This is a genomic window from Anabaena sp. 4-3 (assembly GCF_001597745.1).
In the GTDB taxonomy this organism is placed as follows: Bacteria; Cyanobacteriota; Cyanobacteriia; order Cyanobacteriales; family Nostocaceae; genus Trichormus.
Window position 1 is genome coordinate 15506 of record NZ_LUHJ01000012.1, and the last position, 15983, is coordinate 31488.

Genomic DNA, 15983 nt, shown 5'->3' on the forward strand with positions numbered 1-15983 from the left:
GAGGAAAAAGTCTATTTTTGAGGAATCTTTTTTAGTAAGTATAATTTTTACATACAAAGATAGACAATATTACGGTTAATTTTCACCACAAATAAATATTAAAAAAGAATTAAGCAGTTTAAATATTTCATGTAGAAACCGGATTTAGTTCAGCAACAAATACAGTAAAGCATCAGGAAAAATTAGCAATTTCATTCCTGTACTATTGGCATGAATTATTGTCGAAATTGAATCATAAAAGTGAGATAGGGTTTAAAAATGAAAGAAATCCTTGCATTGATTACAACTAAAAAGCAAGAATTTGCCCAGTTACCCTTATTAAAATTCATGCAAGATCAAAGCATAGACCCTAGAAAAAGATTAGCCTGGGGTAAATGTGCTACACCTTTTATCATGGGTTTTTCAGACTTAAATAAATACGGATTTCGTGACTTAAACAGTAATGCTCCTATTCAGGTATTAATTAACAAACATACTGAACAAGATGATTATCACTGGCGATGGTTTTTATCGGATATAGAAAAACTTGGATTTGACTGCTCATTAAAATTCAGCGACACTGTAAAATTTTTATGGGGTGAAGAAACCAAAACCCCACGTTGGGTAATTAATCAGTTATTTCGTTATGCTTTAAATGCAGAACCACTACAAAAGCTACTGATTATTGAAGTTTTAGAGATAACGGGAAATATTGTCTTTGGGAATGCTGCACAAGTGGCTGAAGAATTGCAAGCAATTACAGGAAATAAATACCTGTTTTTTGGTTCATCCCATGAAAATGTAGAAGCTGATCATATCATTGATATAGAAAATTTTCTGCCAACTATCGAACTGACTGAAGAACAAAATCAAGAGGCTTTGAAGTTAGTAGAAAAAATCTTCGAGCTAATCACAGAATTAGTAAATGCTCTGTTTGTATATGCCACAAATTATGATGAGCAACAGGCATTTATGCAAGGCTGAAAAATTGATGATGCTGTCACCGTCGCTTAACTGAATTATTATCCAGGTGTAGCCCATCAAGATTACACCTTCCATAACAGATGTAATAGCAAGGGATTACAGCAAGTTATTACTTGAGAGTAATCTAAATTTCTGTGCCTGAATATAGCAGAATTATTATGTTTAGCATCTACCCCAATTTGCAAATCTAAGGAACAAAATCATGTCTAATATTCAAGAAGAAACCATTCAAATTTTTCACACTTGGACAGAAAACTTAGATATTTCTCACACTTGGACAGAAAACTTAGATATTTCTCACACTTGGACAGAAAACTTAGATATTTCCCACACTTGGACAGAAAACTTGGATATTTCCCATCCCGCTATGGATGCAGAAAAACCCTTAACTGCTAATGCTTAAAAGTTAAAATTGCATACTGAAATTTGATTATGGGTAGGTGCTATTTTCAGTATGCTTTTTTCATGCAGAAAACTCTAATTAATAGTTGTTTGATGATTATCAATAAATGTCAGGCGATGCACAGCCAACAACTTCAAACTAAGGATTTTAGCAACTGGCAAGCAATGCCCACCCTAGAAAAATTTCGCAAATAGAAACTTACGTATTATTCACAATTCCTCAGTCTTATGAATCATTATGATGTTGTAATTGTTGGTGGCGGCCCGGCTGGTAGCACAACCGGGAGTTTATTGAAGAAATATAATCCTCAACTGCGTGTATTGATTTTAGAAAAGGAAAAGTTTCCACGAGATCATGTAGGCGAAAGTCAGCTACCACAAATTGGTGAGATTCTCAATGAAATGGGATGTTGGGATAAAGTAGAAGCTGCTAATTTCCCGATTAAAGTCGGGGGTAACTATCGTTGGGGAAATGATCCAGAACCTTGGGAGTTTAACTTTTTGCGACTAGAGGAGTTTAAAGAAGAACCTCGTCCGGCTAAGTTTGCCGGACAACGCAAACAAACAGCTTTTCAAGTTGACCGTGCAGTTTATGATGAGATTTTACTACGTCACGCCGCAGAATTGGGGTGTGAAGTGCGGGAACAAACAGCAGTAGTGAAAGTAGAGACACAAGGCGATCGCCTCTGGCGGGGCTTTGCCCATCGCATCACAGCCTTACACTTAAATACTGGGGAACAAGTCACCGCAACTTACTATGTCGATGCTTCTGGCCATGTTGGCGTATTACGAAAGGCTTTAGGTGTAGAAACTGAATGTCCGACACAACTGCAAAACATCGCCATTTGGGACTATTGGCATAACGCCGAGTGGGCGGTAGAAATTGGTGTAGGCGGTACACGTGTCCAGGTAATGAGTTTAGCACACGGCTGGATTTGGTTTATCCCTCTAGGCCCAACCCGCACCAGTGTAGGTTTTATTTGTCCGGCTAGCTATTACAAACAAGCGAAAAAACCAGCCGCAGATATATATAATGAAGCACTGCAAGCCGAACCGCACATTGCTAAATTGCTTGCCAATGCTAGCAGAAGAGGTAAAATTGAGACTACCAAAGATTGGTCATTTTTCGCCCAGAGAACTACCGGAGAAAACTGGTTTTTAGTCGGAGAAGCCGCAGGTTTTGCTGATCCTATATTAGCTGCGGGGATGACTTTAACCCATGTTGGCGGTCGGGAACTAGCCTACACTATCTTGGCATTACATCAGGGCAAACATAACGCAGAATGGTTAAAAAACCAATACGACCAAAATCAACGCCGTCGAGTACAACAACATATTCGCTTTGCTGATTATTGGTACGCTGCCAATGGTCAATTTACCGATTTGCAAGCACATTGTCAAACCATAGCCAAAGAAGCCGGGTTAAATCTTAGTCCCACTGAAGCGTTTCGGTGGTTAGCACAAGGCGGTTTTACTAATGATATCCTTGGTCAAGCCGTGATTGGTGGCTTTGACTTAGGCGCAATGAAACAGATGGTACAGCGTTTTTCCCAAGAAGAATTACCTTGGGAAATTAGCGATAACAATGTGTTTGAGTTAAACCTAGAGAACAGCAAAGAGGAATGTGTGGCTGTCTACAACAATGGTGAGATTAGCCAAGTTAAATGTTACGTCCGAGAAAATGGCGATCGCTTGCCGATTACTGGTCTTTATGGTTTACTAATCGATATTCTCAGCCGTACCTCTGACATCGAACACATTTATCATTACTTAGTTAGTTTATTCAAGACGCGCTTTGCACCCGAACACCTCCGCGTCGCCATCCAGCATACAATGTTTTGTTTGGAAGTCATGACTTTGGAAGGTTGGGTAACAGCATCATTGAACCCCGATAAGCCGCCACTAAAAATTTCTATGCCCGTTGAAGGTGAACTACATTACACTAGGCGTAAATAGTTAATCATAAAATGTAGAGACGTTGTATGCAACGTCTCTACATTTTTAGGGTCAAGGTTTGCGTTAGATATCAAGTATCAACTCAAATCTAATTGGCATCAGTAATTGTATTAAAATCATTCAGAGGAATCTCAATAATAAACTCAGTTCCCTCACCAGGAGTAGAATTACAAATTAACTCACCTTTGTGCCTTTCTACAACAACTTGATAACTAATAGATAAACCTAAACCTGTACCACTACCTACAGGCTTAGTAGTAAAAAATGGGTCAAATATTTTTTGCTTGACTTTTGGTGACATACCACAACCATTATCAGCAATCTTAATTCGTACCTGCTGCGAATCTACTAATTCAGTAGAGATAATTATCTCTGGTTGATTAGATAGTTTAGTCTTTGGTTCTTGTGACTGTGAAATATTAACTTTTGACTCCTCCAGCGCATCAATTGCATTACTGATGATATTCATAAATACCTGATTCAGTTGACCAGCATAGCAATTAACTAATGGCAATTTAGCATATTGTTTTGTAACTAAAATTTCGGGAAAATTGCTTTTTTGTTTGAGTCGATGCTGTAAAATCATCAAAGTATTTTCAATACCCTCATGAATATCTACAGGTTTCATTTCTGCTTGATCCAAACGGGAAAAGTTGCGTAAACCAACAACAATATTACGAATTCGTGAACTGCCCATTTTCATGGAATCCAGAACTTTTGGTAAGTCTTCAGCCAGAAAATTTATATCAATTTCTGCTAATTTTTCCGCAATTACATGAGATGGTGAGGGGTATTCTTGTTGATAAATTTCCACCAAATCTAATAAATCTTGGACATAATGACTCGCATGATCAATATTACCATGAATGAAATTAATGGGGTTATTAATCTCATGGGCAATTCCCGCTACCATTTGTCCCAAAGAAGACATTTTTTCACTTTGGACTAAATAAGCTTGAGTACGTTGTAATTCCTCTAAAGTTTGTTGTAAATCTTGATTTTTTTCTTGGAGTTCTTGAGTTCTTTCAGCGACTTTTTTCTCTAGGTTATAGTTGTGTTCTTCTAAGCGTTGATTAGCGGTAGCTAAACTATCGTAGAGTATGGCATTTTCTAGAGAGATGGCGGCTTGGGTGGTGATAAGTTTGAGTAATTCCACGCGATCGCGCGTGAATGCTCCTGTGGTAAGATGATTATCTAGATACAGAATACCTAATAGCTTACCTTGATTAATAATCGGTATGCAGTAGAGGCTTTGAGGTTTTTGCTTGAGAATGTAGCGATCGCTTGCTAAAAATGCCACAGTTTTGGCATCATCACTCACAAAAATCTCCTTGGTGCGTTTAACATAATTAATCAAAGTCACAGGTATATCTTGACTATTTTCTAGACTGATTGATGGGAACTCAGTCAAAATAGCACCATCAGTTGCACTAGAACTAACGGCAGTAACTTTTAAATCACTATCACCCTCACTCAACAGCAAAACTGCTTTTGATGCGCCAGCATTTTCCATCACCACAGCCATTAAAGTAGAAAGTAACTGTTCTAGTTCAATCTCACCAGACAGTACCTGTGAAGCTTTAATCACAGTTCCTAAATCCAGCATATCGGAAATACTGGTGTTAGAACTGCTCAAGGTTTCTTGAGTGCTAGCTGTGCTGAGAGATTTCAGGATAGCAACTCGGCTTGGCTCTATAATTTCGCTGCTATGATTTTGTAATGTATCTGGTTGAGTAATCTGAGTCAGTAATTTGGGATAACGTTGTTCTAAATCTTTAACCTTAGCGACTGCACCCCAACGCTGATAAGCATGATAAGCATCAGTTAAATAAGTTTGTGCTATCTTTTGTTTACCCCAGCCTAGATAAAACTTCCCAGCTAATTCACAAGCTAATGCTTCTTCATGTAGATACTCATTTTCTTGAGCCAGCATCATGGCTTGCTCGTAATTATCTATAGCTGCTAAGTTATTACCTAAAACCCGATCATACTCCGCTTCTACTAAATAAAATTTATGTAGATAATTCATCGGTGCATAATCTGACCAATACTGTAACTTATCTTGATTAGTTTTTACCTTTGTTAAGATTTTTTCTCGTTCAGACTCAGAAGCATGAGGATGTATTGCTAGTCTGACTAAGGAATCATAAAAATGAAACTGGGGAAGAATTAAAGAACCAATTGCAGCGTGTAAATAATTTTCTAATTTTTCAATGTTCTCCTTTGCTTCATGGTAGTTAGCCATCAGATAGCAAAGTTGTGTCTTGCACATATATAAATTTAATAGTCCGATACCATCCTTACCAGCCAAATGATACTTAATGTCTCGTTGCTCATTGTATGCTTCCCCATTTAACCGATAACAATCTTCAGAATCGCTGAGTAAATTTAAAACAACTTGTCTATATAACTGATTCCAGTACAATACCCTTTCTTGCTTAATTTGGCGAATATAATGACTATGGCTAGCAATTTCTTGAGATAGTGTATTTAATTCTTTACCCAGAAAATATGCAGAACAAGAATAGTTCTGTACAGAGATAGCAGCAAATTCTAAATCTCCCATTTCTAAAGCATCATAATAATTGTCTACAAAAGATTGCAGTCGCGAATTATTATGTTCTTTCCAAGGGCTAATATGGTAATTATAGGCAGGGATAATCTTGACTTTAACAGCTTTATTATTAAATTTTTCACTCAGATTTAAAGCGAGTTTACCAAATTGATAACCAGAATTGATGTCTCCCAACATTCCAGTCAAAATAAAACCATAGATAACATACACAAATGCTGATAGGGGACAATTGCCATATTCTAGTGATAGATTAACTTGTTTATAACAAACTAAGGGCATCAATTGGGGTGCAGCTTGAAAGAAAAAAGTAAATGCACTAGATAAAATCCGCATGACAGCTAATGCTTTTGCATCTGTCATTATTGGCAAATTAATTAAATCTTCGATGTGTCTATTCGCAAAATTACTAATAGTTTTTTTCAATTCAAGCTCAAGCACTTCCTGGCTGGGGTTTTCTGGGAAAATTACATCTAATGACTTTAAAAAATCTAGAGCAGTATTAACAGATGCTAAAGCTTGATTTTGTGAGCCATAAGCTTGAATTTTAACTTCATAAACTTTAACTTTATCTAAAGCTGTATGAGCGTTTGCTAAAACTAAATTAGCTAATACTTCCATTTGCTCAAAGTTCCCAGCCAAGTATGATGTTTCGGCAGCAGTTTCATATAAAGCTAGGGTGAGTTGATAGTGAGTGTCCCAACTTTGACTAGATAGTAGTTGAATACCAGTATTTAAATAATTCAGAGCAGATGGATAAGCCGTTGATGTGAAAGCTTTACGTCCAGCAATCAAATTCATCTCGGCTAGTTGAATGCTATCGCTAGGCTCTATAATTAACTTGATTGCCATATTCAACTGATTGACAATCTCAAAAATATTGTCTTCTAGTTCAGTTGAGGGAGTATTACTTAAAAGTAATTTTCCGATTTGCAAATGGATTGATTGCTTTTGCTGTTCGGAAATTAAAGAATAGGCAGCTTGTTGAATACGATCATGGACAAATTGACATTGATGTGAATAATAACTAGAATTTGTAGATTCTTTTTTATCCAAACTGACTTTAATCAAATTTTTGGTAAACTTTTGATATTGCTCATCATTATCTGTTGCTTGTAATTGATAAACCTCAGCTTGTGGTAAAATGAGACCTTCTAAAATAGCAGCCCATAAATCTGCGGCGGTATCTGCCAGAGATTTTTCATAAACAATTGCCAGAGTGTTTAAATCAAATTTATTGCCAATACAAGCAGCTAATTGTAATACTTGCTGAGTAGTCCTCGGCAATTTGCTCAGTTGAATCTGCATAAATTCAACCACATCATCTGTGAGTTTCAATGCTTGGACTTTGGTAAGCTCACAATGCCAATAACCGAGATGAGAGTTAAATGAAATTATTTCTTCTTGATAAAGATATTTCAAAAATTGATGGGTAAAGAAAGGATTTCCTTGAGTTTTAGCAAAAACAATTTGGGTGAGAGAAATAGCAATATTTTCTGGACAATGTAATGTATCTGTAATCAGATTAGTTAAATCGGCAAATGTTAAAGCAGTTAAAATAATAGTTTCTAAGTTACCACCCAATTTAAGAATTTCGTTTATTACTAAATTTAATGGATGAGTCGGTGCAACCTCATGATTACGATAAGCACCAATTAACAATAGACCAGAGTGAACCTTTTCACCCTGTTGAAACTCAGACATCAACAATTGTAAAAACTTTAAAGAAGTAGCATCAGCCCACTGTAAATCATCTAAAAATAAAACTAAAGGACGCTCATTAGCAGTGAACACTTGAATAAATCGTTGGAACAACCAACTAAAGCGATTTTCTGCCGCACTACCCACCAACTCTGTCACCGTTGGCTGTGTACCCAAAATTAGTTCCAACTCTGGAATCACATCCATGATTACCTGGGCTTGTTCACCCAAAGCCAAGAGAATTTGAGTTTTCCACGCCTGAATTTGCTCATCAGACTCACTCAAAATCTGCTTCATTAAATCTCGAAATGCTTGTACAAATCCAAACAGAGGAATATCTCTCTGTAATTGGTCAAACTTACCTTGAATGAAATAACTGCGTTGGCGAACAATAGGTTTATGTACCTCACTCACCACAGCCGTTTTACCCACCCCAGAATGACCTGTAACTAACACCATTTCTATCGCGCCTTGGGTAACTCGCTCAAAAGCTGCTAGCAGGGTTGCTACTTCTTTTTCACGGCCATAGAGTTTTTCTGGAATGAGAAAGCGGTCAGAAATATCTTTTGTTGCTAAATCAAAGGGTGCGATATCTCCTGTAGTTAGCCACTGCTGTTGACAAATTTCTAAGTCATGTTTTATACCATAAGCACTCTGATAGCGGTCTTCGGCATTTTTTGCCATCAGTTTACTGACTATATGCCCTAAAATGGGCGGTATGTCTTTCCTTTTGTGTTCTGGCTGTGGTGGTTGTTTGGCAATATGACAGTAGACTAACTCTATTGGGTCATTGCTGGTAAACGGTAACTCTCCTGCCAGCAGTTCAAAAAATGTCACCCCCAAGGAATAAAAGTCACTGCGGTAGTCAATACCTCGGTTCATCCGTCCGGTTTGTTCAGGAGAGATGTATGCTAGTGTCCCCTCTAGGACGTTGGGATTTGTGAGTAGTTGCACTTCTCTGGGGAGTAAGCTGGCGATGCTGAAGTCTATCACTCTGACTTCTAGTGTGTTGGGGTTAATTAAGATGTTGGCGGGTTTGATGTCTTTGTGAATGATGCGTGCTTTGTGTAGTTCTTCGAGGGTAGACACTATATTGATAGCTATCGAGAAAAATTCCTCCAGGCTGATACTGTGTTGTTGTTTCCATGCTGCTAGGGAGACTCCGCCGATATCTTCCATAACTAAGGCGTAACTGTTTCCGTATTTTTCTAGGCTGATGGGTTTAATTATCCCTGGTATTTGCAGGTTTTTAGTAATAGTGTATTCATTGCCAAATTGGGCGATTTCGTTGAATGTGGGGTATTCATTCCGCATCAGTTTGATTACTACTGCTTTTTGCTCTTCTTCTCTGATGGCTCGATATACGATTGTTTTGCTACCTGTGTAAATTTGTTCTGTGATGCGATAACCAGGAATTGCAAAATTTGTATTGGATGAAACCGTCATAAAGATGTTTACTCACGCACTGATGTTTATGATGTATTATTCCCATTTGCTACCTGTGAACATCAGTAGAAATGTTCATCGGTATGGATTGAGTATAATTGCTATCAATACCATCAGGCGACATTATTTTAGGACTTACCCAAGTGTCAGATGACAAATGTCTGGTATGTCTTGTAGGGTGCATCAGACTGTTTAAATGCTGTCAATAAACTGATGTTTGATATCTGACGCACCTTACCAATATACCAGTTGCGTAAGTCTTGTATTTATATGATGAGTATAAGCATCATAAAGCATGAAATTATGTCATGGTTGTTTTAACCATGACAAGGCGTTTTAAGATACGCTAACAATCCCTGACCATTGAACTTTTTTCTGTTGTTCACGACGGTAGGAAAAGAAATGATCAGGAGTTTGGTAGGTACAATAGGGTGCGATCGCTATCTGCTCTACACTAATACCTATACTTTGCATTTGCAAAGTATTCACTCGTCGCACATCTAGTCTGACTCTCCCCGGTTCTGGGTCAGCTAATAATGGTGAATGGGGTAGCGCGTGTAATGTATTGACTATGTTTTGGTTGTCGTTATGTGATATAATTGTAGACCCAATTTCGGCGGCTACATCTACAGAAACTTGGTAAACCTCCCCAGTAATGGCTGGCCCCATTGCAATCCGCAAGTCAGCGAGATGACTACCTTGGGCTTGCATCCGGGCGATCGCCTGGGGGACAATTTTCTGGGCTGTACCTCTCCAACCTGCGTGGATTGCGGCTACCTGACCAGTTTTCACATCCCCAATCAAAACCGGTGTACAATCAGCACTGGCAACCCAAACCGCTTGTAAAGGTTGCTCACTCACTAAACCATCCGCCGCCGCTAAAGCATCTGCTGAATCTAGCTTGCTGTCTATTTCCGTCGGGGTGAGAACAGTATTGCCATGTACCTGTTTTAAGCGATATGCTGATGCTTCTGGGTGCAGCATCTTTGTTAATTCCTGGGGCGATCGCGGCCAAAACTGCTGGGTAAAAAAACCATGCCGCCAATTGCCTAAGAGACTACAAGTCAAATATGGTAGTCCCTGCCAATTATGCCATTGCCAAGTGTGCATCTTGAACCAAACCTAAACAGAAATTTACCAGCCAATCAATGCTAACTTGAACAACGGAATTTCAGTTAATGGCTGTGGAACTTAATCAGCAAAAATTACTAGCTGCGCTCACCGCCGAGCGTAAGTATGATTATTTACCATTTTCCCTACATATATTTAACAATGTGACATCAACAAACCTAGTAGCCTGGGACTTAATCAACCAAGGCGCAGGTGTAGGTACAGTAGTGATTGCGACAGAACAAACAGCCGGACGCGGACAGTGGGGCCGCCAGTGGGTATCCCAAACAGGCGGACTATATCTTTCTGTGGCGATTACTCCTAATTTAGCAGCTAACCTCAGCTATCAGCTAACTTTAGCCAGTGCTTGGGGTATCGCTGATCAATTGCGTGAATGTGGTATTGATATTGGAATTAAATGGCCTAATGATTTAGTCTTAGATGGTCGCAAATTAGGCGGCATTCTCACAGAAACTAAAGTCAACCAAGGTATGATTACACAAGCTGTAATTGGTGTGGGGATTAACTGGACTAATCCAGTACCAGAAACAGGAATCAATTTACAATCCTGGCAAGCTAATCAACCGCATCAGCCTATTTCCTGTCTGGAAATGCTAATTTGTCAGGTTTTGCTGGGGATAGAGTCCGGTATAACTTGCCTTTGCCAAGAAGGAGTAAGTATACTTTTGTCTCGCTATATAGAATTATTGGTGAACATGGGCGATCGCGTATACGTCAATAATCTTGCAGGAACTATCATTGGCGTAACGCCGCAAGGTGATTTAAGGGTGACTTTCGAGACAGAATCTATAAATGATATAAGAACACAAGAAATTTCTTTAGAACCCGGTAAGATTAGTTTGGGTTATCGTAAGTCTTAAGGTTCGTCTGAGGTTTGTTGATAATTTCGCTCTTTAATCAAAACAAACCACTAGCATCATCTTTTTAGGCAAATAAGACACAACTCAACTCAGAGAAAAAATGACGCAGCGCAATCACTCTGCCCATAATCAAAAAAAACCCCTAGCCTACACTCTACCAGCACAAGGTTTATGTTGGTTAAGTAGCGTTAGTTTCCTCAGTGGCGGCCTGGTGTTTGCCCAAACGGAAACATCGATAGATAACATCGTTCCTACTATTGAAAATTCCCAGCCCACAACCGGGGAAAATTCTGTAAAAAAAGATATTGTTATACCACCAGCATCTCAACCGCAGCCAAAAGTGTCTACAAGACAAGCCGAACTCAGGCAAAGGCTACGTAATTCTGGGGTTTCTCAAACACAAAAGCCAGTTAGATCATCTCAAGCTAAAATTGAGATTGAATCTAACAAGCCAGTTGTGAGCGTTAAAAAATCACAACCGCAAGTACAAACTACGCCCATGACTCCGGCGAAAAACTCACAGGTGAAACCCAAGCTAGAAGTAGCTAACCCTGTGAATGTCAAAAAGTCACCGCCGCAAGTACAAACTACACGGGTGAGTGCTACTGAAAACTCACAGGTGAAACCCAAGCTAGAAGTAGCTAACCCTGTGAATGCCAAAAAGTCACAACCGCAAGTAGAAACTACACGGGTGAGTGCGGCTCAAGATTCAGAGGTAACACCCCAGCTAGAAGTAACTACCCCGACTCGCTCTTTACCTGAGCAAAAGCCAACAGCTGCCCAACCATCCCAGAATTCGGATAGTAATAACAGCGTTAAAGTTGAGCAACCTAAGCGGGATTATAACAACGCTTATATTGACCCTAACGACTATAGTGCCGAGATAGGGACTTATCAAGCACCAAATTCTGTCATCCTCACAGAACGCTCTAGTGGGTGTCGCACAACTTTGGCTTCAGGGCAGAGGGTAGCCGGTAGCTTCTGCGCCAAACCACCAGCTGCTAGCCAAAGTGTTGCCAATTCCACGGGTAAATCAACCCCTACATGGCTCAAGAAAAGTGAAACTGCTAAGTTAGCTACTGTCTCACCAACTGTCTCTGTCTCCCCAGTACGCTCATCGGCTCAGGCTGAGAGTCCTAGGAGATGGCGGAGTTCAACGGTAGCGTCGGGTAGTGTGACTAAAACCTCATATAATCCTAACCGCTTTATTCCTCAGCCCAGCGAATTTGCTACCACCAAAGTTAATGCTACGCCCATTGCTCCCAGTGGTGGAACATTACCCCCACCAATGGCAGAAGGTAATTTTGCCCCGCGTGCTAGCACCGTAGCATACGATATACCCTTGGCATCAGTATTACCACAAATACCCTACACAGGTACGATCGCTTATCGTGGCGGTTCCGGGATGGTGTATCCCTTGGCTGTGGCTGCTCCGATTACTTCGTTATTTGGTTGGCGAATTCACCCGATTACAGGCGATCGCCGTTTCCATGCTGGTACTGACTTAGGTGCGCCTCTGGGTACACCCATTTTGGCAGCCGCTAAGGGTCAAGTACAAACGGCTGATTGGGTGGGTGGTTACGGTTTAACCGTCATCCTCAACCACGCTTCTGCTCAACAAACCCTCTACGGCCACATGTCAGAAATCTTTGTTCGTCCCGGACAGTGGGTAGAACCAGGCACAGTCATCGGTAGAGTAGGTAGTACAGGTAATTCTACAGGACCTCATCTGCACTTTGAAGTCCGTCATTTGACTCCAAACGGCTGGGTAGCAGTTGACCCTGGTGTACAGTTACAAGTCGCCCTCAGCCAGTTATTGCAAGGCGTACAAACAGCGCAAGCAATCCGAGAGTAAGGGAGTGGGGAGTAGGGGAGACAAATCAATTCAAAATTCACGCATACCCTACGGGAAGGCTTACGCCTACAAAATTCAAAATTAAATGAATTTTCCGCAGAATTTTTGACTTTTGACTTGTTTATACCCAGTCCCCAGTCCCCAATCCCCAGTCCCCAATTCCCAATCCCCAATCCCTACAAATATCCATGTTCTGCTAAAAATGCGGGTGTAACTTCACTCAGGCTGTTATCATCTGGGGTTGTGAGGTAGCTTTTGCCAGGGTGAAGCAATTTTTCAACGTATTTGCCGAGAATATCGCCTTCTAAATTTACCAAACTGCCAGATGCAAGATAGTGCAGATTGGTTTCAGCATAAGTAACCGGAATTACGGCCACGGTAAACTGAGATAATTCCGCTTCGTAAGCAGCTATTGTCAGACTAACGCCGTTGACAGCAATACTACCTTTGGGGACAATATAGCGGGCGATCGCCTCCGGTGCGATAAACGTCATTTCCCAAGAACTTTTAGTCTGTTGAGCTTCTACCAATCGACCTACACCGTCTACATGACCCATGACAAAATGACCGCCGACTTTTCCACCTACCCGTAACGAGGTTTCGAGATTCACGTATCCCTGTTGTGCTTGCTCTGTTCCTAGAGTTGTGCGGCGTAAAGTTTCCGGTGAAGCTGAGGCAATAAACCCATTTTTTAAAATTTCTTCCACTGTTAGGCAAACACCGTCTACGGCAACACTATCACCATAAGCCAAATCCTCCATAATTAATGATGACTGACTCACGCAAGTAATTTGCCAAGAATCTCCCCCTAGGGGCTTGATTGTTCCTAATGCTTGGATTAATCCTGTAAACACGGCTTTTTTTTGAAACTAACTCTATTTATTGCCTAAAAATGCCGAAAAACAACTGGTAATTCTGACAAAAATGCCGGAAATTATGAGTATATTTTCTGACTGTTTTTATTATAAGTTTATTAACACAATGGCATCCCGCACAAGGCATACTTGGTTAAGAAGGTTGTTGTCGATCAAGACCAATTTGACTTACTCTGGTGTTCACAACCAGTTGGGAGTTTAATAGAGGCAATTATAGAGAACAATGCCTATGTTTATTTCTCCTTCTACTTACCCAACCGAGGGTAAAATTTATCACTTAAGATTAAGCGAACCCATGATTTTAGAGGCATAGCCAATGATTGAAATGAAAGTCGCTGGTATAGCATTAGATGCCATCACCCGCAGTCCGATAATACTCTTAAAAGATGCCTCAGATCGGCGGGCTTTGCCAATTTATATTGGACAAGAACAAGCTAGGGCAATTATGGGCGCGTTGGAGAATCAAAAGCCTCCTCGACCATTAACCCACGACCTGATTGTGAATATTCTGGAAGCATGGAATATGACTTTAGAAAAAGTCATCATTCATTCTTTGCAGAAAGATACATTTTATGCGGCGTTGATTGTCCAGCAAGGCGAAGTCAAAAAAGAAATTGATGCACGTCCTAGCGATGCGATCGCAGTTGCTTTGCGTACAAATTCCCCAATTTGGGTAATGGAAGAAGTGATTGCAGATGCTTCTATTCCTGTTGATCGTGACGCTGATGAAGCAGAACAACAAGCTTTCCGGGAATTTGTCTCAAATCTTCGTCCTGAAGATTTGATCAAGCGTTTTGATAATGGTGACAGTTAAAAAAGTGCTAAGTATTAAGTGTTGAGTGTTGACTGTTGACTGTTAACGGTTAACAGTTAACAGTGAACGTTCAGGAACTTTAAGCGAAATAATTTATTTTTTAGAGTTCCCTTACTCGCAACTAAACTTATGCAGTATCGACGCTTTGGGAAAACAAATCTACACCTTTCGGTTTTTTCTTTAGGAACAATGCGCTACCTAGCTGATGCTGAAAATGTTCAGCAGACTATCAACAAAGCCATAGCGCAGGGAATCAATCATATAGAAACAGCCAGAGGATACGGTAAAAGTGAGGAGTATCTCGGTAAAGTCATTAAAAGTGGTTTGTCAGTACCTCGTTCCCAACTGTACATCACTACCAAAATCCCACCTACAGCTGATGCTGATAGTATGCGTCGGTATATCCATGAATCCCTAGAAAGATTAAATACAGATTATTTAGATTGTCTGGGAATTCATGGCTTAAACACTTGGGAACATCTAGAGTTGGTACAAGCCAAAGGTGGCTGTATGAAAGCCGTCGCAGAAGCGATTACCGATGGTCGAGTCAGACACGTTGGCTTTTCCTCCCACGGTGCATTAGAATTAATACAAGCAGCTATAAATACAGATTTATTTGAATTTGTCAATCTGCATTATTACTATTTTTTTCAAAGAAACGCGCCAGCAATTCAGTTAGCGACTGAAAAAGACATGGGCGTTTTTATTATTTCCCCAGCCGATAAGGGAGGAAAACTCTACACACCTCCCGAAACCCTTAAAGATTTATGTCAGCCATTTTCACCTTTAGAATTAAACTATCGATTTTTACTGAGTGATCAACGCATTACTACCTTAAGTGTAGGGCCAGCCAACCCAGAAGAATTAACAGAACCTTTAAAAGTTGCTGATAGCATTAGTGAGTTAACATCAGCAGAAAATTTAATTTTTGAACGCTTAGAAATCCATCAAAAAACAGTTTTAGAAACTGATAAGTGTAGCCAATGCTATGCTTGTTTACCTTGCCCAGAAAAGATTCATATTCCAGAGGTTTTACGCTTACGTAATTTAGCTGTGGCTTACGATATGACAGATTACGGGCAGTATCGTTATGGAATGTTTGAAAATGCTGGTCATTGGTTTCCTGGAATGAAAGCCAACCGTTGCACAGAATGCGGTGATTGTTTACCTCTTTGTCCCGAAAAGTTAGATATTCCGGCTTTATTAGCTGATGCTCACAATCGATTAAATGGTAAAGCTGGTAGAAGATTGTGGGGATAAATAAGTAGAACAGCGTAAATAATTAAAGGTTTGTAGTAAGGACTTCAGTCCTTATTTTAGGACTAAAGTCCTTACTACGAACTCGATTTTTATAAGTTTGCATTACTGAACATAGTTATATTTATTCCCGCCGACTTACTTAAGCAAT

The 15983-nt window shown here is 39.9% G+C and carries 11 protein-coding genes; 8 read left to right on the forward strand and 3 right to left on the reverse strand.

Annotation, left to right across the window (positions count from 1 at the left end):
- Positions 1–258: 258 nt before the first annotated feature.
- From A3775_RS01760 to A3775_RS01770, 4 genes are all read left to right on the forward strand, one after another.
- Positions 259–963 (forward strand): hypothetical protein, encoded by a 705-nt coding sequence (locus A3775_RS01760; protein ID WP_066423610.1) that lies wholly within the window; start codon positions 259–261, stop codon positions 961–963.
- A 202-nt stretch (positions 964–1165) separates the two neighbouring features.
- Positions 1166–1366 carry a hypothetical protein gene (locus tag A3775_RS01765; protein ID WP_066423613.1) on the forward strand — a complete coding sequence of 67 codons (201 nt, stop codon included), beginning with the start codon at positions 1166–1168 and terminating at the stop codon, positions 1364–1366.
- Between the two features lie 62 nt (positions 1367–1428).
- Positions 1429–1560, forward strand: a complete 132-nt coding sequence (locus tag A3775_RS25185) for a hypothetical protein (RefSeq protein WP_255363850.1) — start codon at positions 1429–1431, stop codon at positions 1558–1560.
- Between the two features lie 33 nt (positions 1561–1593).
- Positions 1594–3321 (forward strand): NAD(P)/FAD-dependent oxidoreductase, encoded by a 1728-nt coding sequence (locus A3775_RS01770; RefSeq protein ID WP_066423614.1) that lies wholly within the window; start codon positions 1594–1596, stop codon positions 3319–3321.
- Positions 3322–3409: 88 nt separating this feature from the next.
- On the opposite strand, the gene A3775_RS01775 is transcribed toward A3775_RS01770, so the two are convergent.
- Both A3775_RS01775 and pgeF read right to left on the reverse strand, forming a co-directional pair.
- Positions 3410–9040: an ATP-binding sensor histidine kinase gene (locus A3775_RS01775; protein ID WP_066423620.1), complete on the reverse strand. Its 5631-nt coding sequence runs from the start codon at positions 9038–9040 to the stop codon at positions 3410–3412.
- A 336-nt stretch (positions 9041–9376) separates the two neighbouring features.
- The gene (gene pgeF, locus A3775_RS01780) at positions 9377–10150 is read right to left on the reverse strand and encodes a peptidoglycan editing factor PgeF (RefSeq protein WP_066382563.1); all 774 of its coding nucleotides are present in this window, start codon (positions 10148–10150) and stop codon (positions 9377–9379) included.
- A 68-nt stretch (positions 10151–10218) separates the two neighbouring features.
- Between pgeF and A3775_RS01785 the strand changes: the two genes are divergently transcribed.
- Positions 10219–11031, forward strand: coding sequence for a biotin--[acetyl-CoA-carboxylase] ligase (locus tag A3775_RS01785; protein WP_066423621.1), 813 nt, complete (start codon positions 10219–10221; stop codon positions 11029–11031).
- Between the two features lie 100 nt (positions 11032–11131).
- On the forward strand, positions 11132–12886 hold the full coding sequence (locus tag A3775_RS01790) for a peptidoglycan DD-metalloendopeptidase family protein (RefSeq protein WP_066423623.1): 1755 nt from the start codon (positions 11132–11134) through the stop codon (positions 12884–12886).
- A 176-nt stretch (positions 12887–13062) separates the two neighbouring features.
- Here the strand turns inward: A3775_RS01790 and A3775_RS01795 are convergent, their stop codons facing one another.
- Entirely contained in the window at positions 13063–13740 is a 678-nt protein-coding gene (locus A3775_RS01795) for a riboflavin synthase (RefSeq protein WP_066382557.1), read from the reverse strand.
- Positions 13741–14077: 337 nt separating this feature from the next.
- Between A3775_RS01795 and A3775_RS01800 the strand changes: the two genes are divergently transcribed.
- Positions 14078–14575, forward strand: coding sequence for a bifunctional nuclease family protein (locus tag A3775_RS01800; RefSeq protein WP_066382555.1), 498 nt, complete (start codon positions 14078–14080; stop codon positions 14573–14575).
- Positions 14576–14704: 129 nt separating this feature from the next.
- Positions 14705–15835, forward strand: coding sequence for an aldo/keto reductase (locus A3775_RS01805; protein WP_066423624.1), 1131 nt, complete (start codon positions 14705–14707; stop codon positions 15833–15835).
- Positions 15836–15983 lie beyond the last annotated feature (148 nt).